This window comes from Acinetobacter sp. A3 (assembly GCF_012371415.1).
GTDB lineage: Bacteria > Pseudomonadota > Gammaproteobacteria > Pseudomonadales > Moraxellaceae > Acinetobacter.
In genome coordinates this window covers 25,629-48,979 of record NZ_JAAZQW010000017.1, presented here as the reverse complement: position 1 = coordinate 48,979, position 23,351 = coordinate 25,629, and the positions used below count along the sequence as shown (strand labels likewise).

The window sequence follows — 23,351 nt, the reverse complement described above, 5'->3', positions numbered from 1 at the left end:
TTGAATTAAGCAGCGTTGGTTTCTACGGTGTAGCTGGCAGCCCACTGTTCCAGAATGTGCTGATACGGTTTGATAAAGTGTTCTTCTGTCCACTTGCCCTGTTTTACGGCCAGCTGGCTACGCTCGACACGGTCATAGACAATTTGCGTTAAGGAATAATCCGAGTACTCAAGACTAGGTTGATAGACCTGACCAGCAGTCGAGTTGGCATTGTAAATTTCAGGACGATAAATCTTCTGGAAGCTTTCCATGGTGCTAATCGCGCTGATTAATTCAAGATCGGTATAATCTGCCAATAAATCACCGCTAAAATAGAACGCCAAAGGTGCAGCACTATTTTCCGGTTTAAAATAGCGAACGGTTAAACCCATTTTTGCGAAATAATGATCTGTTCTTGAGTATTCATTTTGCTGATATTCAACACCCAGCACCGGATGAACATTGGCGGTACGATAATAGGTTTTGGTGGTCGATACGCTCAGGCAGATCACCGGCTGTTTATTAAACTGTGACTGGAACGCCTCGGAATTCACCACGTACTGATACAGCTTGCCGTGCAAATCACCAAAGTTGTCAGGCATTTCCCCGGCTTTATGGCCTTGGGACAATAAAAGCACGCTAAAGTCATAATCACGTACATACGATGAAAAACTGTTTCCGATCATGCCTTCAATACGCTGATTGGTACGATGATCAACAATCGTCGATTTCAGCATTTCAATGGCTGGAAAGGCGTTACCATTGCCTTCGACATCAAGATCTGCAGATACAATATCAATTTCCAGTGAATAACGGTCACCCTTCGGATTATCCCAATGTGCCAAGGCATTAAAACGGTTATTGATCATGCGCAGCGTATTACGCAGGTTCTGTTCACGGCTTTCGCCACGCGCCAGATTGGCAAAGTTGGTTGTTAAACGGGTACTGTCCGCTGGTTGATAGTTTTCATCAAAACGAATACGTTGAATTGAACATGCAAACTGTTGACTCATCTGTTCCACCGCTTTAAATATCTAAAAATAAAAATCTGAATGTCTTTCTGGTTTTAGTTATACGTGAACCCTAAGATGAATAAAAATGATTTAATCTAAGTCAATAATGAATAAAATTCATGTTGAGGTTTTAATATCGTTATTTAAGGAAAGAGAACAGAAAAATAGACTGCCCTATTAGTTGTCACTCGAGTCCTTTTTTTCTAGCAGGAAAAAGTCAAAGCAATGCTAGATTTAAAATCAAAACAAATTTTAAAATTATAATAAAAACAATTATTTATAATTTTTATTTTAGCTAAGTATCTTCACATTTTGTTGAAGAAAATGAGCTTCTTGATGGAATAAAAAATTGGCTCGCCTAAATATTTGGATCTGGTCTGTTTAGGTCAAACGGCGCTTATATAAAAATATCTATAAAAGCATCAACATGAATTTGGCTCAGTTGAAGATGAGGAAAAATCAAGGCGTTAAGCTTGTAAATGATCAGTGATTTACCTTTTATATTGAACGAATGGATGCAACGATCTCCTGTAGCCCAATTTCCTTGAGAAACGACTTAGCGACGCTCAGCCTCTATAAAAAATGAAAATTTAAACCGGCTCAGCTATACTGCTTAAAATACAAGCAGAATATTAAGATCAGTAAAATAAGGAAATATCCGATGACTTTTCAAAAAATAATCTTGGGGCTAAGTTTAAGTTGTGTACTGGCACTTATGTATGGCTGTGCCAAACCGACTTCTGATCAGGCTGAAACTGAAGTCAGTACTTCTGAAATCACATCAGATGCAAATGAAACTGCCAAAGCCAGCTCTGATTTTGACCTGAATAACATCCCCATTTCGACCGCAGTGCTTGGTGAGTTTCCTTATATTGCATTACCAGAGGGCTATCGCTATCAGAATGATGAAAAACGAAATTTTGAACGTGTGCCGTTTTGGACAGGACATGACTTTCACTGGGTTGAGGGAAAACTGTTTAGTTCGGGTATTACCGCTAAATCAGATTATAAAGAAGGCAGTTATTTAGAAATACAGCGTAATCTTGATGCGGTAATTAAACAGCTTGGTGGTGTAGAAGTTGCCAATAGTCAAATCCCCAAAGAGCTTGCCAACAGTCTGCCTGATGCCATTCGGGTGCAACATGGTTCAGGTTTGGCTGATATTTATAATTACCCTGCGCAAACGTATGTGATTCGACAAGCGGATAAAAATATTTGGTTCCATTTGGCACAATCTGGCCACTATATGGGTTTAATGGTAGCGGAAAGTCAGCCCTTAAATATCACTGCCAAAGCACTGACTTCAGGTGCACTGAAACAAAGTCTGGATCAGGACAGTAAAGTGAGTGTGCAAATTAACTTTGCCACAGATCAAGCCGATATTTTGCCAGACTCACAAGAACAAATAGATCAGATTATTGCTTTACTGAAAGATAACGATGATTTAAAACTTGGCATTTACGGACATACTGATAATACAGGCGATGCGGCGCATAATTTAAAATTGTCTGAGCAACGTGCGCAAGCTGTGGTGACTGCTCTAACCAAAGCAGGCATTGATACAAATCGTCTGACAGCCAAAGGTTTTGGGGATACTCAGCCTGTTGCAGATAATGCGACTGAAGATGGTAAGGCGAAAAACCGTCGGGTGGAGTTGGTGAAATTATAAAAGTCTAAATACTAAAAAGACCGCAATATAGCGGTCTTTTTTACATCTTTTTAAAAATGGTGTCACGGCAGTCAACGTCTAAAACAAGCACCACAATTTTGGCGTCAATGACTTGATAGACTAAGCGATACGCGGTTTCAGCTTATCAAACTTTTAAGTGCGGTTTTTGTGAACTCGAACTCTTAAGTCAGCTAAAGTTATCCTGATAGTTTCTTCACTTTTCGCTTTTTCTGCTAGTTGTAATAAATAAACCTCATCCATAACACAATCTTTTAAGATTATTTTTGTATTTTCCAAAATGCGATTTTGACGATCAGGGCTACGACCTTCTAAAAATTCTGGTATTTTTTTTACCATATTTCATAAGCTCCAAATAGGATGTTCTTCCCAATTACCAGGAAAACCCATCGCAACACGCCAATTTTCATCTTTCACAATAGGTTTTAAGAGTTTATTCAATTGATAGCACCACTCTGAATCAAATCCTGTCGGTCTTAGCAAGGTTTTTAAGATTAAGAGTACATAGAAGATACGTTTATTCGTCGGTGTAATCGGTGATTGCCAATTTGGATCTTTGTCGGCTTTAGATTTAATAGCTAATTCTTTATTCCATAACCGTCCATGATGGGCACAAATATTTCTCACATAGGTCAATATATGCAACCATTCAGCTAATTTTTCATGATGCAAAGAAAAATGCTGTGCGATTGCTTTCTTATCTTCTTTATTGTTAGCCTTATTATTTATTAAACCACTATATAAAAATGACAATGAACCAAAACTTAAAACTTCTGTCAGCATCCAGATTGGGATTTGAGGAAAACCATCATAATTTTGTTGAAAATGCTGGATGAACGTATCTTTAGAGCGTCCAACTTCTTTGTTGCATGTTTCTAAAAATTTTCTATGGTTAAATTTGGGATAAAAATTTTGTGCATTGTAGATACCAAATGCACCATATTGATGACCGAGATAATACGTTAATTTCGTTCGTAAAAACGTTTCTATAATTTCGATAGCACCGAATATTTGTAATCGTAATTCAGTATCAAATTCATATAATTGCACAATTTTTTCAAACGAAGTGCCCGGCTTGAATCGATCTAAGACATTATTTCCTGACCTTATTCGGTAAGGATACCAATATGCACTTAAGCGATAATAACCATATTTTGCCAATATTCCTTCAGCCCAAGCAACATTATGAATACTCAATCCTTTAGACTGTAGATGATGCACTTGCTCAGCATATGATAAAGGCTTTTTATTATAAGGTTTTAACATAATTCACTAAAATCGAGGCATAAAAAACCGCCAAGGTTGCGCGGACTTCAAAAGAAGAACTAAGCGTGGCGGCTGTATTAAGTACATAATAGCGACAATTGTCATTATTAGCAAGTTATGATCAAAAACTGCCCTTAGCGACAGTCTTTTTTATATCTAATCTCCCCTAACCCCTCTTTATTAAAGAGGTGAGGAACAGCATTCCACAAGGGGAAGATTTTTTACGCCCCAAGCGCTAACCTAAACAACATCTGCCATTGTTCATGAACCTTTTACTTCTCAAAAATCTCTCTTAAATCCTCCATCATCCCTTGGGCGGACTTAAACTCGCCTTGCTGGTTTTTCCACACCATCGACGGAGTGGCAAAGAAACCATATTTAGCCATCAGTTCCTGATTGGCATCTATTTTTGCAGCAATATCAGCAGGGATATTCTTGGTAATTTTTAACTTGTTTTGCCCTTTGTTAGCATTGTAACTGGTAAACACCTGCTGTGGATTTTTAGCCATCAGCATGGTTGCCACTTGCCCGCGACTCTCATCACGAATGACTGCCACCTGAATATGTCTAAGCTGTACCTTCCCCGCCTTCACCCACGGACGTGCCTTTTGCCAGAAGGTATGGCAATACGGACAATTCGGGTCTGAAAATACATATACAATCCGCGGCGCATCTTTTTGTCCGTCCTGAATCCAGGTGGAGTTTTCCAGACTTTTCCAGACATCATCCAGCACGGCGTCTTTGACATGGGTTTCAAGCGCTTTGATGGTCAGGTTCTCACCCTTGGCATTGTGCAAATCGCCAATAATGTAATATTTCTGGTCATTGGAAATAAACACGGTCGCCGGACTTTGCTGCATATGCCCGGCCCATCCGGTCATTTTTTCTGGCGCTTCAATCTGTTTGATAAATTTAAAGCCTTCCTGCTCAATCTGTTTTTTCAGATCAGTCTGGGCAAATGCTGTCGTATTTAACAGCAGCAGGAACAACGCAGCGGGATAGATCATTTTCATGAGAATTTCCTGTTATTTTGAAGATGGAGCAGAAAGATCATTGATATAGCGACGCAGCATCGGCTGGGTCAGTTCGCCCATATGCCGATGCACGAGCTGTCCTTGTGCATTAAAGAACAAGGTGCTTGGCAAGCCATACATATTCATCTGGGTGGCCATGTCACCTTGAGGATCAAACAGGACATGCTGGAAATTAAAACCATGCTGACGCAAATAATCCTGTACGGTGTCAGTCGTTTCGCCCTGATTCAGCATTACAAAATGAATGTCCGGATAATCCTGCTGGGCCTGATGTAAAACCGGCATTTCCCGGTGACACGGCGGACACCAGCTGGCCCACAGGTTAATGACGGTCGGTTTGCTGACCCAGTGCTGTAGTGGCACCTGTTGCTGCTGTAAATTTTGAAATTGCAGATCAGGATACTGATTCTGCTGTGGCAAGACCGTTTGAATACCCCAATTCAGACAAAGCTGGATCGCAACAAATAGCGCGATCAATATCGCTTTAGGCAGATTGGCCAATGCCCGGTTTTTCCATAGAAACCACCCAATGCCGGCAATCAATCCACCATAAAAATGAAAGCCTTTGTCCTGAATCTTGATTATATCCAGTGGTGTCGCCAGATAAAGATCGGCATGCATCAGCACAAAAACCAGTCGTGCGGCAATTAATCCCACCCACAATGATGTCCACAAGCTGTCACTAAAGATGCACCAGCTAGGTTCAGGCCATTGCTGTTTGTGTCTGAAATATCGCCCTGCCCCATACACCAGCACTAATCCGGTGAGCAGCAGCACAATCTGCCACGGCAACATCAGTGGGCCTATATGCAGCGCCGTTGCAGAAACCATCATGGTGTTTTTGCCTGCTGAAGTTGCTGTAAGCGCTGAATAAGTTGGGTCGCGCTAAAGGTACCAGTTAAACGTAAAGTACGCTGTTCCTGCTGCTGACTGTCCAGGAAAATCATGGTCGGTGGACCAAGAATCTGCCAGTCACGCAGTAATTCATCTTGAGATGGATGATACTCGGTTAAATCCAGTTTAATCCGTACCACATCCTGCAAGGCTGCCTGTACATCGGTACGGGGCAGGACTTCATTTTCTACCGGTTGACAGGCCACACACCAGTCGGCATAGACATCAATCACGATACTGCGTCCACTGTTTTGCTGTAGCAGCTGTACCAGTTCCTGCTGGGTATGCACCTTTTGCCAGCTGAGTGTTTGTTGGGCATGGACTGCACCCATCTGCTGAAGGCCATGTTGAATATGCCAAATACTAATAGCGGTCATGGCCAGCGCCAGTACAATAACGCCAACACGCGAGATTTTGCCTTGCAGATGTCTGCGGATTAAATCGAAGCAGTAAATCGCCAGTGCCAGGAAAATAATGCCCATCAACAGGAAATAGGCCACAGTCGGCAGCAATGGGCGGGCGAAATAAACCGCCAGCGCCAGCATTAAAAAGCCGAAACTGAATTTCAACCGGTCCATCCACATACCCGGTTTCGGTAAATATTTGGCGCCAAATACAGCGGCAATAAATAAAGGAATCCCGAGGCCCAGACCCAGTACAAACAGATAGGTCGCGCCGAGTACCGGCTGATCCAACTGCGATACGAACAGCAAAGCACCAGCCAAAGGCGCGCTCATACACGGACCTACAATCAGCGCGGAAATCATCCCCATTAACGCAGCACCGACCAGCGTACCGCCCTGCTGTTTTTGCTGCCATCGGTCCAGTCGTTGTAATAAACCTTGTGGTAAGGACAGCTGATACACCCCAAACAGGTTCAAGGCAAACAAGATAAATAGCACCGCAAAAATGCCAATAAAGATCGGGCTTTGGAACCAGCGCTGGAAACTATAGCCCAGTTGCGCAACTGCCAGTCCCATCACCGCATACACTGCGGCCATACCCAGCACAAAAGCCAGCGCAATCAACGCAGCACGATAACCGCGATGACGCTGTACCAGAATACCGGACAGAATTGGAATCAGTGGCAAAGAACAAGGTAAAAAGGCCAGTAAAATACCAAAACCTAAAAAAATCAGTAGATTAACAAATAAATGATGTTCCGAGAGTAAATTGAAAAAATACTGGTCGTTGTTCCATTCAGATTGTAATGATGCGGTGGCTGCCGTTTGTGTCTCGCCTGCGATTTCACTGGCCGGCACCGGATTAGACGCTACGACTGAAATTTCTGAAGCCGCGACAGCATCAGTGAGTTTTGTCGGCTCTGTATTCTCTACTGCGGCAATCGACTCATTTTCAATGACTGCTTCTTCGGCGGCAGCAGATGTAGTTGTCAGTACTGTTTTTTCAGGTTTACTTGGTGCCGCTTCAATTTTAGCCGGTGCATCCAGCGCGACCGGTTTGGCGGCACTTAATAAACGCCGTTCGCTTGAAGGCGCATCTGACTGGGGCAACAAGCCTTGCGCATCGGTCTGAATGGTGGCGCGTTGCACCGGATAACATAAACCGCTTTCGGCACAGCCCTGCCACTGAATTTTAAATTGCTGGTTTGGCGCGACCGTAATCGTGGTCTTGACCTGATGATAATGCACCTTGGTCTGGCCAAAGGTCGGATCGTTCTTATCTTCCGGGACCGGCAGCTGTAATTTTAGCGCACCAGCATCGCTACGCACCTGTAGCTGATCATGATATAAATAATAATCTTCGGCGATGGTCCAGCGCAGTTCCGCCTGATCATCGCTAATAGAACGCGCCTGAAACTGAAACGCTTGATCGGGTGGCAAGAACTCCTGCGCCTGTGACCAAACTGGCCAGAATGCACAAAGAACCACAAGCAAAGCACTTACACGCGTAATCATGACGTCCATTTTTCTGTAGAAAACCCGATTCATTATTAAAAAGATTAAATTAAGAGAACATTAACATAGCTCATTATTTATAAAATAGGATTTCAGGTGGAGAGTAACTATGTTTGTGGTTCTGGTCGAAGATGATCCTTATATTGCCCAAAGTATCTGTTCAGCGCTGGACTATTTAAATATTTCAGTCGAGCATGTGGCTACTGCGCGTGCTGCCGATTATTTTATCCGGCAAAGTGCGGTCGATTTGTGCCTGCTGGATTTGGGCCTGCCCGATCAGGATGGTCTGGAACTGCTGCAGCAGTGGCGCCAGGATGAAATTCATCTGCCGGTACTGGTTTTACCGCCCGGCATCAAACCCGGCAATGTGTAGAAGCCTTAAATCTGGGGGCCGATGACTACCTGACCAAACCCTTTGAACTGGATGAGCTGATTGCCCGTATTCATGCGCTGGCACGGCGTAATCGAGGTTTTTCTTCCAATCTGTTACAACTGGGCGATTTGCAGTTAAACCGCGATACCCAGGAAGTGACGTTCCAGCAGCAGCCGGTGACTCTGTCACGGCGTGAATACAGCCTGCTGGAAACCCTGATGAGCCATCCCAACCAGATTTTAAAAAATGAACAGCTGCTCGATAAACTGTATGGCTATCAGGACAGTATCGAGAGCAACGCGCTGAATGTGCATATTTATCATTTACGCCAGAAACTAGAGCCGCAGCTGATTCAGACCATTCGTGGTGTGGGCTATATGTTTAAAGTACCGGAAACCGAGAGCTGAATATGCAGAACTACAGTTTAAAATGGCGGCTGGTCAGCATGTTTATGGTGGTGTTTCTTAGCCTGTGGAGTCTGGTGTTTTGCTGGCTGTATTATGATTTGCAGCAGCGGCTGCAAGATACGCTGGATCAGCGCCTGTTTGCCTCTGCACAAATGGTGGCGCGGCTGATTCAGCATTTGCCGCTCCAGGAAATTAATCCCGATTCCTTAAAACAGGTGGCCGAACAGTATCATGCGCAAAACCTGATTGCCTGTGAGGTGTCGGTGTTTAGCTCGGATATTACCTTGGGGCCGTATGTGGTGGCTCGCACCCGCGGTGCGCCGGCGCAGCTAACCGGACAGCAACCGGGCTTTAGTACCTGGCAGGAAAATGGTGTGGAATGGCGCAGTTATGTGCTGCGTAAAGGTGATATTCAGGTGGTGGCCGCAGAACGGCTGGTGCTTAGAGCCTCTTTATTGCAACAGATTCTGCAATCGGTGCTGATTCCGCTGGTGTTATCGCTACTGATCTGTATGGCGCTGGTGATTCATATTCTGCGTAAAGAATTCCGCCCTTTAGATGATATGGCCCAGCAACTGGCAGATAAACAGCATTCGCTGTCAGATGCGGCGCATTATCTGCAACATCTAGATGCGCGTAAAATTCCCAAAGAAGTCCAGCCTTTTGTCGATAATTCCAATCAGCTGATTCAGAACCTGCACCATAGTCTGGAAAATGAAAAACTGTTTACCGCCTATGCCGCGCATGAACTGCGTAGTCCTTTAACTGCAATTAAAACCCATGTACAACTCAGCCGGATGATGGTCGAGCAAAATCCGGCGCAGGCCAGCAAGCTGATTGAAAACCTGAAACAGGCCGAAAACAGTATCTGGCGCTATCAGCAGTTGCTGGAACAATTGTTATTACTGAGCCAGACCGATCATGACGCTGCGCAAGCTGCCCCAGATTCAGATACCACCGAAGTCGCGCCGGTTTTAAGACAAGTGATAGAAGAATTAAGTCCGGTTTATCCGCATTTAAATAGCGTATTGCAGGTCGATTGGGAAAATCTGCAGACCCTGCAACTACCACCGCTGAGCTTGCAGACCATCCTGAAAAATCTGCTGGAAAATGCCCTGTTACATGCCCAAGGCTTAAGCCGGATTGCAATTGCCATGCATGATCAGCAACTGCTGGTACAAGATGATGGTCAGGGGCTGACTGCCGCTGAACTGACCCAGATGACCCGGCGCTTCTGGCGTAAATCTGCCCAGCAACAGGGTCATGGTTTAGGGCTGGCTTTGGTGAAAGCGCTGCTCCAACATCATCACTACCAGATGGATTTAAGCCTGAACCCGCCTCAGGGTTTAAGCATTCGCATTCGGCCGGAGCAACCCTCTTCCACGCTCAATTAAAGGGTTGATGCTTGGGGACCAGATTAGAAGCTATATCTTAAGCCCCAAACCGTCTGATTTTTCTGTTTGATTTTACTGCGGTCATAGCCACCCAGAATGAAGTCGGAAAAGACATTCACATTCGGCGCAACTGCATAATCCAGGCCGACCGAGGCAAAACGAAAAGCGGTATCGGTCTGGGTATCTAAAAATTCCTGACCTTCATATTTGCCGGAGTCATTAAAATATGAACCGGCAACGGCCAGATTTCCAGTTAATTTGTCGCTGAGCTGATGGGCATAGTTCAGGCTGACATAGGTATCGCCCTGATTCATATACACCACATCATATAAATAGGTCGACACGCCGAAGGTTAGTGTAGCTTGCTCATTCAGGTTTTTACTGACACGCAGGCCCAGTTCATTGGAGGTGGTGCTGTCCCCACCCGGATAATAATAGGTCGCATTCCACAGATCCCAAGTCAGGCCTTTAAAATCTGACACATGCCCGACAATAAAATCATGTTCCATTTTATCGGTGCTGTATTGCCGACCTTTCTGTAAATCGCGGTATGAATAACCCAGTGTACTGCCCCAATAACCGGCATAAAAATTTCCATAACCCAAGGTTAAAGAGGCCTGCAAAGCCAAGTCTTCATTTTCTGGTGCATTGGTCAGACCGCGTGACACATATTTGGATACTGCAGTCAGCTGACCAGACACATCAATAGAGGAAGAGGATGCATCATTGGCCCAGCTGGACATGCTGATACATGACAGACACCCGGCGGCGACCACCGTTCTTGTAAATGGAATCATTGTTTTAAAATTTAACCTGATTGAATGTAAAAATCCCAGCCAACCATCCGACCGTGAGCTGTGCGGATGGTTGGATATGTGGTTTTAACTAAGAAAAAAGGATGTGTATAAAAATGCACATCAAAATGATCTAAGAGATCAAAGCGTTCTGTTGCGGCTAGATTGACCGGACTGGCGTATTGGCCCGGTAAAATGGCGCCGTAGATTTGGCCAGCGCCGGTTTGGCGCGAATATGATCGGCCAGTTTTTCGGCCATCATAATGGTGGTGGCATTCAGGTTGCCGGTAATAATCAGCGGCATGATCGAAGCATCAATCACACGCAGGTTTTGCAGCCCATGTACCCGCCCGTAGCCATCGACCACCGCCATATCATCTTCACCCATTTTGCAGCTGCAAGATGGATGGAACGCAGTTTCAGCGTGGTTACGGATAAATTCGTCCAGCTCGGCATCACTTTGTACCTGTTTGCCCGGGCTGATTTCTTCGCCGCGATAGGCATCTAAAGCCGGTTGATGCATGATGTCCCGGGTAATGCGGATGGCATCACGAAACTCGCGCCAGTCCTGTTCGGTACTCATATAATTGAACAGGATACTTGGATGCTGAAACGGATCTTTGGAGCGCAGTTTGACCCGCCCACGAGATGGAGAGCGCATAGAACCAACATGCGCCTGAAAACCATGCTGCTGAATGGCATTACTGCCATTGTAGTTAATGGCGACCGGTAAAAAGTGATACTGGATATTTGGCCAGGCAAACTCATCGGAGGTGCGGATAAAGCCACCGGCTTCAAACTGGTTACTGGCACCCACACCCTGACCTAAAAACAGCCATTCTGCGCCAATTTTTGGCTGGTTATACCATTTTAAGGCGGGATATAAGCTGACCGGTTTTTTGCACTGATACTGTAAATACATTTCCAGATGATCTTGCAGGTTTTCGCCCACGCCCGGTAAATCATGAACCACCGGAATCTCCAGGCTTTTTAGATGCTGGGCATTACCGACACCGGAACGCTGCAGAATTTGCGGGGACGCAATGGCACCCCCACAGAGCAGCACTTCTTTTTCAGCAAAGACTTGCTGTGGCTGCGCGGTACTTTGTCCCTGAAAATATTCAACTCCCACCGCCTGCTTGCCATGAAATAGAATTTTATTGGTCATGGCATGGGTGCGAATGGTTAAATTCGGGCGCTGTCTGGCCATATCCAGATAACCACGCGCCGTGCTGGAACGGCGTCCCTGTGGGGTTACGGTACGGTCCATCGGGCCAAATCCTTCCTGCTGATAGCCATTTAAATCATCGGTACGTGGATAGCCAGCCTGTACCGCAGCATCGACCATGGCATGAAACAGCTCGTTATTTCCGGCTTTCGGGGTGGCGACCTGTACCGGACCACTGTCGCCATGATAGTCATTGCCGCCAATATCACGGGTTTCGGCCTTTTTATAATAAGGCAGGCAGTCGGCATAGCTCCAATGTTCCAGTCCTTTCAAACTGGCCCATTGTTCCAGATCCATCGCATTGCCGCGGATATAACACATGCCGTTAATCAGGGAGGACCCGCCCAAGCCTTTACCGCGACCACATTCCATGCGGCGATTATTCATATACGGTTCCGGATCGGTCAGATAGGCCCAGTTATAACGCCGGCCCTGTAAGGGATAAGCCAGCGCGGCAGGCATCTGGGTACGAAAATCCAGCCGGTAGTCCGGCCCACCTGCTTCCAGGAGCAACACCGTCGTTTCTGGATCTTCGGTTAATCGAGCCGCCAGCACATTCCCGGCAGAACCTGCGCCAATAATAATATAGTCATAATTCATGCAGCATGATCCTCCCTTAAGCTGAAAATACAGATTGGAAAGGACTCAGTTCCACCTGAACCGATTTGGTCTGGGTATAGTGCTGTAAGGTCACCAGACCATTTTCACGGCCAACGCCTGACTGTTTATAGCCACCAACCGGCATTTCTGCTGGAGATTCACCCCAGGTATTCAGCCAGCAAATCCCAGCTTCAATCTGATGAATAATGCGATGGGCACGGCTTAAATCCGGACTGACCACACCAGCAGCCAGACCATAGGTGGTGGCATTGGCTCTGCGGATTACTTCATCTTCACTGTCATAGCTTAAGATGCTCATAACCGGGCCAAAAATTTCTTCCTGGACAATGCGCATTTCATCATGACAGTCGGTAAATACCGTGGGTTCAACAAAAGCCCCGTGCGCAAACTCAGCTGCCGCTGCGCGCTGTCCACCTGTTAACAGACGGGCGCCCTGTTGCTTGCCCAGCTCAATGTAATGCAATACTTTTTCCATATGGGCAAAGCTGGACAGTGGTCCAAAATTGGTGTTCGGGTCTAAAGGCTGCCCCATCCGCACATAAGGAATGCGCTGCAGAATCTTTTCTTCAAAAGCAGTTTTTAAAGCAGCAGGAATAAACACCCGGGTTCCATTGGTACACACCTGTCCAGAGCTGTAGAAATTGGCCATCATGGCGATATCGGCAGCCAGATCCAGATTGGCATCTTCACAGATAATTAACGGTGATTTTCCACCAAGTTCCATGGTGACTTCTTTTAAGCTGGACGCCGCCGCCTGTGCCATTACTTTTTTACCGGTACTCACACCGCCGGTAAAGGATACTTTGGCAATCTCTGGATGCTCAGTGAGGTAGCTACCCACATCGCCACCACCGGTCACCACATTAAAGACGCCGTCTGGTACTCCGGCTTCACTATAAATTTCGGCCAGTTTTAACGCGGTAAGTGGGGTAATTTCACTGGCTTTAAACACCATGGCGTTGCCTGCGGCCAAGGCCGGTGCAGATTTCCATAACGCAATCTGGATTGGATAATTCCAAGCGCCAATACCGGCCACCACACCCAGCGGTTCACGGCGGGTATAAATAAAAGAACTTTCTCTTAATGGAATTTGCTGGCCTTCGAGCGCTGGTAAAATGCTGGCATAATATTCCAGCACATCTGCCCCGGTCACAATATCGACGCTCCGGGTTTCACTTAAAGGCTTGCCACTGTCCAGGCTTTCAATTTCTGCCAGCTCATCATTGCGTGCCCGTAAAATGGCTACGGCCTGATTTAAAATGCGTGAACGCTGCATGGTGGTCATGGCTGCCCAGACTTTTTGTCCCTGTTTGGCAGACTGTACTGCCCGATCAACATCGGCCTGGTTACATGCCTGAATGGTGGCCAACACCTCAGCATTGGCCGGATTAATACTTTGGAATGTTTCAGAGGATGAAGCATCGACAAACTGACCGTGAATATAAGGTCGTTGTGTATTGAATTGCATCAATTGGTTCTCCTCGCAATTTAGTGAATATTGAGTTGCTGACGGATATAGTCGGCACAAATCTGAATAGGTAAATCGGCATCCAGTTCAGTGGTCATTAAGGAACCGCGTAACCAGAAACCGTCAATCAGTGCGGCCAGACCCTGCGCGGCGCGTTCAGCCTGCTCGCGGTCCAGCTGTTTGGCAAACTCATGCTTGATATTGGAATGCAGGCGATAATGGTTGACCTGCTGCAAACGGTGCAAGTCAGGTTGATGCATACTGTTGGCCCAGAATGCCAGCCAGGTTTTCATGGCGGCTTTATCGGTCTGTTCGGCCGAGAAATTGGCACGCACAATCGCAATCAGGCGCTGCTCCGGGGTGTTTTCTGCGGCGTTTAAACTGGCAGAAATGGCATCGCCCAGCTGTTGCAGCAAATAACGCATGGTCGCTTCAATCAGGCCATGCTTGCCCTGAAAATAATGACTGATGATGCCTGTAGACACACCTGCCCGCTGGGCAATCTGGCTGATAGATGCTTCAGCAAAACCCAGTTCATTAATGGCAGATAAGGTGGCATCAATTAGCTGTTGACGACGAATCGGTTGCATACCAACTTTAGGCATAAGATCGACCTGACTAATAAAAATCATGCACAAGGCAAGGTAACATATAAAAACGTTATTTTAATTGAACGTTCAATTAAAATAAATTATAGTCCCGTCTGCTTCCTGATGTACAGCTCAGTTTGTTTTTCATTTGCAAATGTTTGTAATGAGAGCCATGCCTATAGTCTGGTTAAGCCAAAACACACTGCGCTGTAGATCCGAATTAAAAAAATATGGTCACAGATTTATGCAAAAGAAAACTGAACAGACGACCGATAGTCTGAACAAAGTTGTCTTTTTTCTTTCGGCAACACTCATCCTGCTGTTTTCGCTGGTTACGATTTTATTTAATGACCAGGCGAATCAGCTCATTACCCAAATCTTGAACTGGGTCAGCCGGACCTTTAGCTGGTATTACCTGCTGGCGGCCACCTTATATCTGGTCTTTGTACTGTTTATTGCCCTGTCGCGTTATGGCGATATCAAATTAGGTCCCAAACATTCCAAGCCGGAATTTAGCCTGCTGAGCTGGTCGGCAATGCTGTTCTCGGCCGGAATCGGGATTGACCTGATGTTCTTCTCGGTGGCCGAACCGCTGTCTCACTATATGAATCCGCCTGTCGGCGAAGGTCAGACTTTTGAGGCTGCGCGCCAGTCAATGGTCTGGACCCTGTTCCACTATGGATTAACTGGCTGGAGCATGTATGCCTTGGTTGGCGTGGCTTTGGGTTATTTTAGTTATCGTTATAACCTGCCGCTAACCATCCGCTCGGCGCTTTATCCGATTTTTGGCAAGCGTGTTAATGGCTGGATTGGACATAGTGTTGATACCGCGGCCGTTTTGGGCACCATTTTTGGTATTGCCACCACCTGCGGGATTGGTGTGGTTCAGCTCAACTACGGCCTGCATGTACTGTTTGATGTGCCAGAAAACCTGCTGATCCAGTCGGCGCTGATTGCCGTTGCAGTCATTATTACTATTATTTCCGTGACTGCGGGTGTCAATAAAGGTATTCGGGTTCTGTCTGAAATTAATATCTATGTATCAATCGGGTTGCTGCTCTTTATTCTCTTTATGGGAAATACAGAGTTTTTATTAGCGGCTCTAATTCAGAATTTTGGTGATTATCTCAGCCAGTTCCCGAAACTCTCTTTAAGCAGTTTTCCTTTTGAGCAGCCTAAAGAATGGATGAACAGCTGGACCCTGTTTTTCTGGGCCTGGTGGATTGCCTGGTCGCCATTTGTCGGCCTGTTCCTGGCGCGAATTTCCCGTGGCCGAACCATCCGTGAATTTGTGGCCGGTACCTTAATTATTCCCCTGCTGTTTACCCTGACCTGGCTGTCAATTTTTGGAAATAGCGCCCTGCACAGCGTAATTTTTGATGGCAATACCCAGCTGGCCACCACCGTATTGGCCAATCCGGCACATGGTTTCTATGACCTGCTTGCCCAATATCCGTGGTTCCCATTTCTGGCCGGCGTCGCTACCATTACCGGTTTGCTGTTTTATGTGACTTCTGCCGATTCAGGCGCACTGGTACTGGGGAATTTCACCACCAAATTTACCAATATTGAACATGATTCGCCGCGCTGGTTAAGTGTCTTCTGGGCACTGGCGATTGGTTTACTGACTTTGGCCATGCTGATGGCCAATGGCGTGACTGCACTGCAAAACACCACCATTATTATGGGGCTGCCTTTTAGCTTTGTGATTTTCTTTGTGATGGCGGGTCTGTACAAGTCATTAAGACTGGAAGATTTCCGTCAGGCCAGTACCAACATGAATGCGGCACCCGTGGTCGGCAATGTCGACATCTTTAACTGGAAAAAACGCCTCAGCCGGGTAATGCTGCATGCCAATTTATCGCAAACCCAGCAAATGCTGGAAGAGGTCTGTAAACCGGCAATGCAGGCGGTGGCCACAGAATTCATCAACAAAGGCATTCAGGTCGATCTGGCGGAAAAAGCCCTGGATGATGAACCGGAACTGTCACATCTGGATTTAACCATTCAGCTGGATGAAGAAGAAAACTTCGTTTACCAGATCTGGCCAATCCGTTATGACACACCCAACTTCAGTTCACGCGGCAAACGCACCAAGAAATACTATTACCGTCTGGAAACCTATCTGTTTGAAGGCTCGCAAGGCAATGATCTGGTGGGTTATAGCAAGGAACAGGTCATTAACGACATTCTGGATAAATACGAGCGCCATTTGATGTTCTTGCACATCAACCGGATTAGTCCAGGCAAGCGCCCGCTCTTTCCAGACCCGGATCAATAAGGAATCTGTAGGATGTCTGAATCGCTTCACGCCTTTGCACTGTTTTTCTCATTATTAAACCCGTTTTTAATGAGTATTTATATGCTCGGCATTATCCGTAATTCCGAGGCCCGAGTGTTTAATCGCGCCCTGATTCAGGGCAGTTTAATCAGCTTTGTGGTGTTTATTATTTTCGCCAAAACCGGTGAAGCCTTTTTTCATGATGTCCTGCATGTCCGTTTTGAATCTTTCCAGATTTTTGGCGGGATTATTTTTCTGGTGATTGGTTATCGCTATGTGTTTGAAGGCGCCGATACCATTGGGGTGATGCGCGGTGCGCCACATCATTTGGCCGGCACCATTGCCATGCCGTTTATGATTGGCCCGGGAACCATCAGCGCCGCGGTCATTACCGGAATTCAGCTAAGCCTGTGGCAACTGGTGCTGGTGATTTTTGTGACGCTATTTCTGACCTGTAGCCTGCTTATTTTAATGAAATATGCGCATGATCATTTGCAGCATAAACATTCCAATTATATTGATTTGTATGTCGATATTGTCGGGCGTCTGGCTGCCTTGCTGATTGGGACCATTGCCATTGATATGATTGTGACCGGTGTCAGCGGAATTATGCAGAGCTAAACGTCCATTTTAGATGCTCTAAACCAAAACCCTCTTTCAATTTGAAAGAGGGTTTTTTATTGATATTTGAATGTTTAGCTGTTTAAGAAATCTGCTCCAGCGGCTGCGTATTCCAGACCGGCCACAAAGTTTCCAGCACTTTTTCAAAAGCAGTATTGTCAGTTTGCCATTGCGGATTTTTATCTTTATCGACAATTAAAGCGCGTACACCTTCAATAAAATCACCTTGCTGCATCCAGACATCCTGTAAATTGCGTTCCAGCTGCATTGACTTTTCCAGCGACAAGTTTTGCCCGACCTGTTGCAGCTTTAAGCTGACCTGTTTGGCCATTACTGGACGCTGCTGCAAAATAGCCAGCATTTTCTGCGCCCATTCCTGATCTGGACCGGTACCTGCCTGAGCCAGACTGTGTTCAATATCATCCAGCGTTGCATAAGAGAAATGGGCATTGATCTGCTCGATACGCTTTTGCAATTCACTTTCTGCCGGATGGGTAATAAAGCTGCTGATGATTTTGCGGATTTCAATCGGGTTGAGTAGCGGCGCTGCAATTAACGCTGCTTCTAATTCAGCAAAGCGCGCACTCGGCACATGATAGTCAATTAAATCTAAATACAAGGCATCGCTGCTGCTGATCTGTTCACCGGTCAGCGCCATATATACACCAACATCATCTAGCCGTGACAGGAAATGGGTGGCACCGACATCGGGGAAAAAGCCAATTGCAGTTTCCGGCATGGCAAAGCGGGATTTTTCACTGCTGATCTTGATATGACAGGCTTGCGCCAGACCAAAACCGCCGCCCAGCACATAGCCATCCAGCATCACCATAACGGTTTTTGGAAAATTGCGGATGTTGCTTAACATGCGATATTCAGTGGCAAAAAAATCCTGATATTGGGTATTGCCGGCCTGATAACTGTCATACAGATAACGGATATCACCGCCCGCGCAAAAGGCTTTCGGACTGTTGGAATTGATCAGGATGGCCTGTACCGCAGCATCCTCACGCCATTGCTCCAGTTGTGCCTGAATACCCTGAATCATCGGTAAGGTTAAAGCATTTAAGTGGCTGGTCCGGTCCAGGCTAATCATGCCCAGACCACCCTGCACACAAATGGCTAAATTATTGTCCGTACTCATTTATTTTTCCTATTATGATTTTTATTGATGGCTAAATTGGGCCGGGCGTTTTTCGACAAAGGCCTGCATACCTTCTTTCTGGTCCTGACCGGCAAAAATGGAATGGAAAATACGTCGCTCAAAACGCAAGCCTTCGGCCAGACTGACTTCAAAAGCACGGTTGATGGATTCTTTAATCATCATCACTGCTGGCAGGGATTTTTCGGCAATTTTTTCTGCGGCTTGCAGAGTTTGCTCTAACAATTCCTCTTTGGCAAACACCCGTGCCACCAGTCCACTTTGTTCAGCTTCCTGCGCGCCCATCTGGCGGGCCGTCAGACACATTTCCATGGCTTTGGCCTTACCAATTGCCAGGGTTAAACGCTGGGTACCGCCAATGCCCGGCAATACACCCAAAGTCACTTCAGGCAGGCCAAATTTGGCATTATCAGCACAGTAAATAAAGTCACACATGAGCGCCAGTTCGCAGCCACCGCCCAAGGCATAGCCACTGACTGCGGCAATTAACGGTTTACGGCGCTGGGCGATGCGGTCGGCCAGACTGAAAAAATCATCCAGATAAATTTGTGGAAATGTGAGATCTGCCATTTCTTTAATATCGGCGCCGGCAGCAAAGGCTTTTTCTGAACCGGTAATCACGATACAGCCAATATCCGGGTCTTTTTCCAGCCGGTCCAGCGCCTGATTGACTTCGGCAATCAGCTGATGGTTCAGGGCATTTAAAGCTTTCGGGCGGTTTAAGGTTATCAGTCCAACCCCGTTACGCTGTTCAAGTAAAATTGTTTCCCATTGCATGATCAATCTCCCTGTTCAATTATAAACTACGTGCAATCACCAGACGCTGAATGTCGCTGGTGCCTTCATAAATCTGGCAAATACGCGCATCCCGATAAATACGCTCGATTGGAAAATCTTTTAAATAGCCATAGCCGCCAAAAATCTGTAAGGCTTTGGAACAAACCCGTTCTGCCATTTCTGAGGCAAACAGTTTGGCCATGGAGGCTTCAGTTAAACAGCTTTCACCAGCTTCTTTTTTACGGGCCGCGAAATGCACCAGCTGCCGTGCTGCTTCAATTTCGGTGGCCATGCTGGCCAGCCGGAAAGAAATGGCCTGCTGTTCAAAAATCGGTTTGCCAAAGGCCACACGCTCATGCGCATAGCGGCTGGCTTCTTCTAAAGCGGCGCGCGCCAGACCTACCGCCTGTGCGGCAATGCCTATGCGGCCGCCTTCCAGATTGGCCAGGGCAATTTTTAGGCCTTCACCTTCGGCGCCCAGCCTTAAACTTTCATGAATGCGTACATCGGTTAAGGCAATCTGACAGGTATCAGAAGCATGTAAGCCCAGTTTATTTTCCACCCGGATGACCTCATAACCGGGCGTATCACGTGGCACTAAAAAGGCGCTCATACCTTTTTTGCCCGCATTTGGATCAGTTACGGCAAACACAATAATCATGCCGGCATTGTTGCCCGAGGTAATAAACTGTTTGGCACCATTAATAATATAATGATCGCCATCTTTAACTGCGCGGGTTTTAATAGCAGCAGCATCCGAGCCGGTATGTGGTTCGGTTAAGGCAAAAGCGCCAATCATTTGACCTTGAGCCAGTGGCTTTAAATATTGCTGCTTTTGCTGCTCGGTGCCGAATTTGAGAATGGGCACACAGCCAACTGAGTTATGCACGCTCATAATGGCCGATGTCGCACCATCGGCTGCGGCAACTTCTTCTAGGGCTAGCACATAGGCCAGCGTTCCCGTGCCTGAACCGCCCCATTCTTCCGGAATCAGCATTCCCATAAAGCCCAGTTCACCCATTTGGGCCAAAGCCTCTTTCGGGAAAATGCCTTTTTCATCCCATTCGCCAGCATTCGGTTTAATCTGCTCCTGGGCAAAACTTTTGGCCATGTCCTGAATCAGCTGTTGTTCTTCCGTAAATTGCATACCTGCTTCCCTTAATCTTCTTATTGAGATGTCTTTCTTGATCTGTTGGCGTTTTCGTTTTTTACCGTTTTATGCAGTTTTGGCCTGCTGTAATTTGCTGATTTCCTGATTACGCAGTAAAAAGCGCTGAATTTTGCCACTTGGGGTTTTCGGCAGTTCAGTCACAAATTCAATCAGGCGTGGATAGGCATGTGCAGACAGACGTTTTTTGACAAACTGTCCCAGTTCTTCTTCAAGTTGTTGCGTGGCTTGTACCTGCTGGGCCAGCACCACAAAGGCTTTAATTACTTCGGTACGCTCCGGATCCGGTACACCAATCACGGCGGCTTCAATCACCGCATCATGTTCCAGCAAGGCGCTTTCCACATCAAATGGGCCAACCCGATAGCCTGACGTTGTAATGACATCATCACTACGTCCGACAAAGCTCATGCTGCCATCGGCGTGAATTTCGGCGGTATCGCCAGTTAAGTAATAATCTCCAACAAATGGTGATTTACGGCTTTCTTCATAACCGCCAAACCACATCATTGGTGATTGACGGATATCAATCGCCAGAATGCCCGCAGTATCTGCTGCTAAGGCCTGACCCTGCTCATCAACCACGGCAATGGTATAGCCCGGGCTGGCAAAGCCGGCTGAACCTGAACGCACCGGATGCTCCAAGGCATGATGATTACACACCACCATCCCCACTTCGGTCTGGCCATAATGGTCGTAAATGGGCACATCCAGTACCTGTTCAAACCAGCGGATTACTTCTGGATTTAATGGTTCGCCGGCACTGCTGACCACGCGTAATTTGCCACGTAGCTGTGCCATCTGTGCCTGATCGGCAGCCATCATCATCCGGTACGCCGTCGGGGCACCGGCCAGATTGGTGATGCCATATTGCTGAACAATTTCGCAGACACTTTCGGCATTAAAACCACCTTCATAAAACAGGGTCGAATGCCCCAGTAGCAATGGCCCGGTAATGGCATAGTACAGACCATACGCCCAGCCCGGATCTGCAATATTCCAGAACGCATCTTCCGGTTGCAGGCCAATGGCATTTTGCATATAGCCGCCAAATGCAATCAGGGCTTTTAGTGGCACTTTCAGCGGTTTGGCCGGCCCGGTGGTGCCCGAAGTAAACATCAATAAAAATGGATCATCAATCGTCAGCATTTCCAGTTCACAGTGCTCGTCCTGACCCTTCAATACGCTCCAGAAACTGAAATCTTGCGGATAGGCATCGGCCTGGCGCTCTGCATGCACGGTCACAATGTCTGGACAGTTCGCAATATCCACCAATTTATCGCGATTGGCCAAATCGGTGACCACCAGCTTGCTTTGAGCCAGCTGAATACGGTGTTCAATGGCTTTGGGTCCAAAGGCGGTAAATAGCGGCTGATACACTGCCCCAATCCGCCAGGTGGCCAAAATAGTAATGATCAGTTCCGGAGTGCGTGGCAATAAGCCAGAAACGCGGTCACCTTTTTGCACACCCTGCGCTTTTAAAAAGCTGGCAAACTGGCTGGCATATTTTTTTAGCTCGGCAAAGCTGTACTGCTCTTTGCGGCCATCTTTACCATGCCAGTACAAGGCAATCGCATCTGAACCGGCGTGGCGGTCGCAGCATTCAAAACAGGCATTAAGTGCCTGCATGGTGCCAGACAGATACTGGCGTGCAACCGTATTGAGATCAAATTCCTGAACCGTTTTTTGATAATTTAACATATGTACCTCAGCCTGAATTTATCGTTATTACTGACAAGGTGTATGGATGTAGCCTGTCCCTGCTCCATCATGTTGCTATTTTTTTACGCTGTTGGCGCGGTATAATGATGCATGATGCTGGAGAAATCCAGATGTGCATGACCTTCCTGACACAACTGCTGATACAGCTGTTGCACCAGACTGCCCAGAACAATCGGATGCTCGGCCTGATGTGCAGCATCAACCGCCAGCCCTAAATCTTTCAGCATCAGTTGTGCGGCAAAACCATCGGTATAACCACGAGATGCTGGCGCATTGGCACAGATATCTGGCCACGGATTATAGACTTCAGAACTCCAGCAGCGCCCAGATGAGCTGTTAATGACTCCGGCCAGCGCTTGCGGATCAATCCCGAGTTTTACTCCCAGTGCCATGCCTTCGGCGACCGCCGTCATGGAAATACCCAGAATCAGGTTATTACAGATTTTTGCCACCTGCCCGGTGCCAATAGCACCACAATGCACCAGATTTTTCCCCATCGCACTCAGTACCGGCTTCACTGCTTCAAATGTGGCGGCATCGCCCCCAACCATAAAGGTCAAGGTGCCTTCTTTGGCGCCTAAGGTTCCACCAGACACCGGTGCATCACAGACCTGAATCTGTCGAGCCTGTGCGGCTGCGGCCACGTCCTGAATGGTTTTCGGGTCAATGGTGCTGCTGTCGATACATAAACTGCCAGCCGGCAGCACGTTTAAAATACCCTGTTCACCCAGATACACCGTGCGTACATGCTGGGCCGCAGGTAGCATGGTCACCACCACATTGGCCTGTTGGGCTGCATCTCGCGGACTCTGGCAAACCACGCCACCGGCCTGGGCAAAATGTTCTAAAGCGATCTCGCTCAAGTCATAGCCAAACACTTGATGGCCGGCTTTGAGTAAGTTCTGTGCCATGGAGCCGCCCATGTTGCCTAAACCAATAAATGCAATTTTCAT

19 protein-coding genes and 1 pseudogene are annotated in these 23,351 nt (G+C 46.8%); 5 read left to right on the top strand and 15 right to left on the bottom strand.

The features are described 5' to 3' along the window. Positions 1–5: 5 nt before the first annotated feature. A complete protein-coding gene (locus HHA42_RS07500) occupies positions 6–992 on the bottom strand; it encodes a DUF1852 domain-containing protein (protein ID WP_168418677.1) in 987 nt (328 codons plus the stop codon). A gap of 661 nt (positions 993–1,653) precedes the next feature. Here HHA42_RS07500 and HHA42_RS07495 point away from each other — a divergent pair. Beyond that, positions 1,654–2,661 (top strand): OmpA family protein, encoded by a 1,008-nt coding sequence (locus tag HHA42_RS07495; RefSeq protein WP_168418676.1) that lies wholly within the window; start codon positions 1,654–1,656, stop codon positions 2,659–2,661. A 153-nt stretch (positions 2,662–2,814) separates the two neighbouring features. Here HHA42_RS07495 and HHA42_RS07490 read toward each other — a convergent pair whose 3' ends face one another. From HHA42_RS07490 to dsbD, 5 genes are all read right to left on the bottom strand, one after another. Then, positions 2,815–3,018, bottom strand: coding sequence for a hypothetical protein (locus HHA42_RS07490; RefSeq protein ID WP_127801575.1), 204 nt, complete (start codon positions 3,016–3,018; stop codon positions 2,815–2,817). A gap of 3 nt (positions 3,019–3,021) precedes the next feature. Continuing rightward, positions 3,022–3,945 carry an Abi family protein gene (locus tag HHA42_RS07485; protein ID WP_168418675.1) on the bottom strand — a complete coding sequence of 308 codons (924 nt, stop codon included), beginning with the start codon at positions 3,943–3,945 and terminating at the stop codon, positions 3,022–3,024. Between the two features lie 272 nt (positions 3,946–4,217). After that, entirely contained in the window at positions 4,218–4,958 is a 741-nt protein-coding gene (dsbG, locus tag HHA42_RS07480) for a thiol:disulfide interchange protein DsbG (protein ID WP_168418674.1), read from the bottom strand. A 12-nt stretch (positions 4,959–4,970) separates the two neighbouring features. Continuing rightward, positions 4,971–5,813, bottom strand: coding sequence for a TlpA disulfide reductase family protein (locus tag HHA42_RS07475; protein WP_168418673.1), 843 nt, complete (start codon positions 5,811–5,813; stop codon positions 4,971–4,973). Beyond that, positions 5,810–7,792 carry a protein-disulfide reductase DsbD gene (gene dsbD, locus HHA42_RS07470; RefSeq protein ID WP_168461532.1) on the bottom strand — a complete coding sequence of 661 codons (1,983 nt, stop codon included), beginning with the start codon at positions 7,790–7,792 and terminating at the stop codon, positions 5,810–5,812. The genes HHA42_RS07475 and dsbD overlap by 4 nt, the downstream gene beginning before the upstream one ends. Positions 7,793–7,901: 109 nt before the next feature. Here dsbD and HHA42_RS07465 point away from each other — a divergent pair. Together HHA42_RS07465 and HHA42_RS07460 are read left to right on the top strand one after the other, a co-directional pair. After that, positions 7,902–8,572 (top strand): annotated as a pseudogene (locus tag HHA42_RS07465) (response regulator transcription factor). Positions 8,573–8,574: 2 nt separating this feature from the next. After that, the gene (locus HHA42_RS07460; RefSeq protein WP_168461531.1) at positions 8,575–9,966 is read left to right on the top strand and encodes an ATP-binding protein; all 1,392 of its coding nucleotides are present in this window, start codon (positions 8,575–8,577) and stop codon (positions 9,964–9,966) included. A gap of 23 nt (positions 9,967–9,989) precedes the next feature. Here the strand turns inward: HHA42_RS07460 and HHA42_RS07455 are convergent, their stop codons facing one another. The 4 genes from HHA42_RS07455 to betI all read right to left on the bottom strand — a co-directional run bounded on the left by HHA42_RS07455 (position 9,990) and on the right by betI (position 14,682). Continuing rightward, the gene (locus tag HHA42_RS07455) at positions 9,990–10,763 is read right to left on the bottom strand and encodes a TorF family putative porin (RefSeq protein WP_168418670.1); all 774 of its coding nucleotides are present in this window, start codon (positions 10,761–10,763) and stop codon (positions 9,990–9,992) included. 157 nt (positions 10,764–10,920) lie between these two features. After that, positions 10,921–12,588 (bottom strand): choline dehydrogenase, encoded by a 1,668-nt coding sequence (gene betA / locus HHA42_RS07450; protein ID WP_168418669.1) that lies wholly within the window; start codon positions 12,586–12,588, stop codon positions 10,921–10,923. 16 nt (positions 12,589–12,604) lie between these two features. Then, a complete protein-coding gene (betB, locus tag HHA42_RS07445) occupies positions 12,605–14,077 on the bottom strand; it encodes a betaine-aldehyde dehydrogenase (protein ID WP_005177904.1) in 1,473 nt (490 codons plus the stop codon). 20 nt (positions 14,078–14,097) lie between these two features. Further along, on the bottom strand, positions 14,098–14,682 hold the full coding sequence (gene betI / locus HHA42_RS07440) for a transcriptional regulator BetI (protein ID WP_034597681.1): 585 nt from the start codon (positions 14,680–14,682) through the stop codon (positions 14,098–14,100). Positions 14,683–14,911: 229 nt separating this feature from the next. On the opposite strand from betI, the gene HHA42_RS07435 reads away from it, so the two are divergent. Together HHA42_RS07435 and HHA42_RS07430 are read left to right on the top strand one after the other, a co-directional pair. Beyond that, positions 14,912–16,948 (top strand): choline transporter, encoded by a 2,037-nt coding sequence (locus HHA42_RS07435; RefSeq protein WP_168526018.1) that lies wholly within the window; start codon positions 14,912–14,914, stop codon positions 16,946–16,948. Between the two features lie 12 nt (positions 16,949–16,960). Further along, complete coding sequence (locus tag HHA42_RS07430) at positions 16,961–17,569, top strand: MarC family protein (RefSeq protein WP_005177911.1); 609 nt, start codon at positions 16,961–16,963, stop codon at positions 17,567–17,569. A gap of 82 nt (positions 17,570–17,651) precedes the next feature. Here the strand turns inward: HHA42_RS07430 and HHA42_RS07425 are convergent, their stop codons facing one another. The 5 genes from HHA42_RS07425 to mmsB all read right to left on the bottom strand — a co-directional run bounded on the left by HHA42_RS07425 (position 17,652) and on the right by mmsB (position 23,351). Further along, positions 17,652–18,713, bottom strand: a complete 1,062-nt coding sequence (locus HHA42_RS07425; RefSeq protein ID WP_168526016.1) for an enoyl-CoA hydratase/isomerase family protein — start codon at positions 18,711–18,713, stop codon at positions 17,652–17,654. Positions 18,714–18,734: 21 nt separating this feature from the next. Next, positions 18,735–19,508: an enoyl-CoA hydratase gene (locus HHA42_RS07420; protein ID WP_168389937.1), complete on the bottom strand. Its 774-nt coding sequence runs from the start codon at positions 19,506–19,508 to the stop codon at positions 18,735–18,737. Positions 19,509–19,527: 19 nt separating this feature from the next. Continuing rightward, a complete protein-coding gene (locus HHA42_RS07415; RefSeq protein ID WP_104470213.1) occupies positions 19,528–20,655 on the bottom strand; it encodes an acyl-CoA dehydrogenase family protein in 1,128 nt (375 codons plus the stop codon). 69 nt (positions 20,656–20,724) lie between these two features. Then, positions 20,725–22,377 carry an AMP-binding protein gene (locus HHA42_RS07410; protein ID WP_168395992.1) on the bottom strand — a complete coding sequence of 551 codons (1,653 nt, stop codon included), beginning with the start codon at positions 22,375–22,377 and terminating at the stop codon, positions 20,725–20,727. Between the two features lie 83 nt (positions 22,378–22,460). Next, entirely contained in the window at positions 22,461–23,351 is an 891-nt protein-coding gene (gene mmsB / locus HHA42_RS07405) for a 3-hydroxyisobutyrate dehydrogenase (RefSeq protein WP_168418681.1), read from the bottom strand.

Excerpts from the sequence above, each read along its gene's own strand:
- HHA42_RS07500 (WP_168418677.1), bottom strand. The coding sequence starts at position 992 with ATGAGTCAACAGTTTGCATGTTCAATTCAACGTATTCGTTTTGATGAA.
- HHA42_RS07495 (WP_168418676.1), top strand. The coding sequence starts at position 1,654 with ATGACTTTTCAAAAAATAATCTTGGGGCTAAGTTTAAGTTGTGTACTG.
- HHA42_RS07490 (WP_127801575.1), bottom strand. The coding sequence starts at position 3,018 with ATGGTAAAAAAAATACCAGAATTTTTAGAAGGTCGTAGCCCTGATCGT.
- HHA42_RS07485 (WP_168418675.1), bottom strand. The coding sequence starts at position 3,945 with ATGTTAAAACCTTATAATAAAAAGCCTTTATCATATGCTGAGCAAGTG.
- dsbG (WP_168418674.1), bottom strand. The coding sequence starts at position 4,958 with ATGAAAATGATCTATCCCGCTGCGTTGTTCCTGCTGCTGTTAAATACG.
- HHA42_RS07475 (WP_168418673.1), bottom strand. The coding sequence starts at position 5,813 with ATGATGGTTTCTGCAACGGCGCTGCATATAGGCCCACTGATGTTGCCG.
- dsbD (WP_168461532.1), bottom strand. The coding sequence starts at position 7,792 with ATGATTACGCGTGTAAGTGCTTTGCTTGTGGTTCTTTGTGCATTCTGG.
- HHA42_RS07460 (WP_168461531.1), top strand. The coding sequence starts at position 8,575 with ATGCAGAACTACAGTTTAAAATGGCGGCTGGTCAGCATGTTTATGGTG.
- HHA42_RS07455 (WP_168418670.1), bottom strand. The coding sequence starts at position 10,763 with ATGATTCCATTTACAAGAACGGTGGTCGCCGCCGGGTGTCTGTCATGT.
- betA (WP_168418669.1), bottom strand. The coding sequence starts at position 12,588 with ATGAATTATGACTATATTATTATTGGCGCAGGTTCTGCCGGGAATGTG.
- betB (WP_005177904.1), bottom strand. The coding sequence starts at position 14,077 with ATGCAATTCAATACACAACGACCTTATATTCACGGTCAGTTTGTCGAT.
- betI (WP_034597681.1), bottom strand. The coding sequence starts at position 14,682 with ATGCCTAAAGTTGGTATGCAACCGATTCGTCGTCAACAGCTAATTGAT.
- HHA42_RS07435 (WP_168526018.1), top strand. The coding sequence starts at position 14,912 with ATGCAAAAGAAAACTGAACAGACGACCGATAGTCTGAACAAAGTTGTC.
- HHA42_RS07430 (WP_005177911.1), top strand. The coding sequence starts at position 16,961 with ATGTCTGAATCGCTTCACGCCTTTGCACTGTTTTTCTCATTATTAAAC.
- HHA42_RS07425 (WP_168526016.1), bottom strand. The coding sequence starts at position 18,713 with ATGAGTACGGACAATAATTTAGCCATTTGTGTGCAGGGTGGTCTGGGC.
- HHA42_RS07420 (WP_168389937.1), bottom strand. The coding sequence starts at position 19,508 with ATGCAATGGGAAACAATTTTACTTGAACAGCGTAACGGGGTTGGACTG.
- HHA42_RS07415 (WP_104470213.1), bottom strand. The coding sequence starts at position 20,655 with ATGCAATTTACGGAAGAACAACAGCTGATTCAGGACATGGCCAAAAGT.
- HHA42_RS07410 (WP_168395992.1), bottom strand. The coding sequence starts at position 22,377 with ATGTTAAATTATCAAAAAACGGTTCAGGAATTTGATCTCAATACGGTT.
- mmsB (WP_168418681.1), bottom strand. The coding sequence starts at position 23,351 with ATGAAAATTGCATTTATTGGTTTAGGCAACATGGGCGGCTCCATGGCA.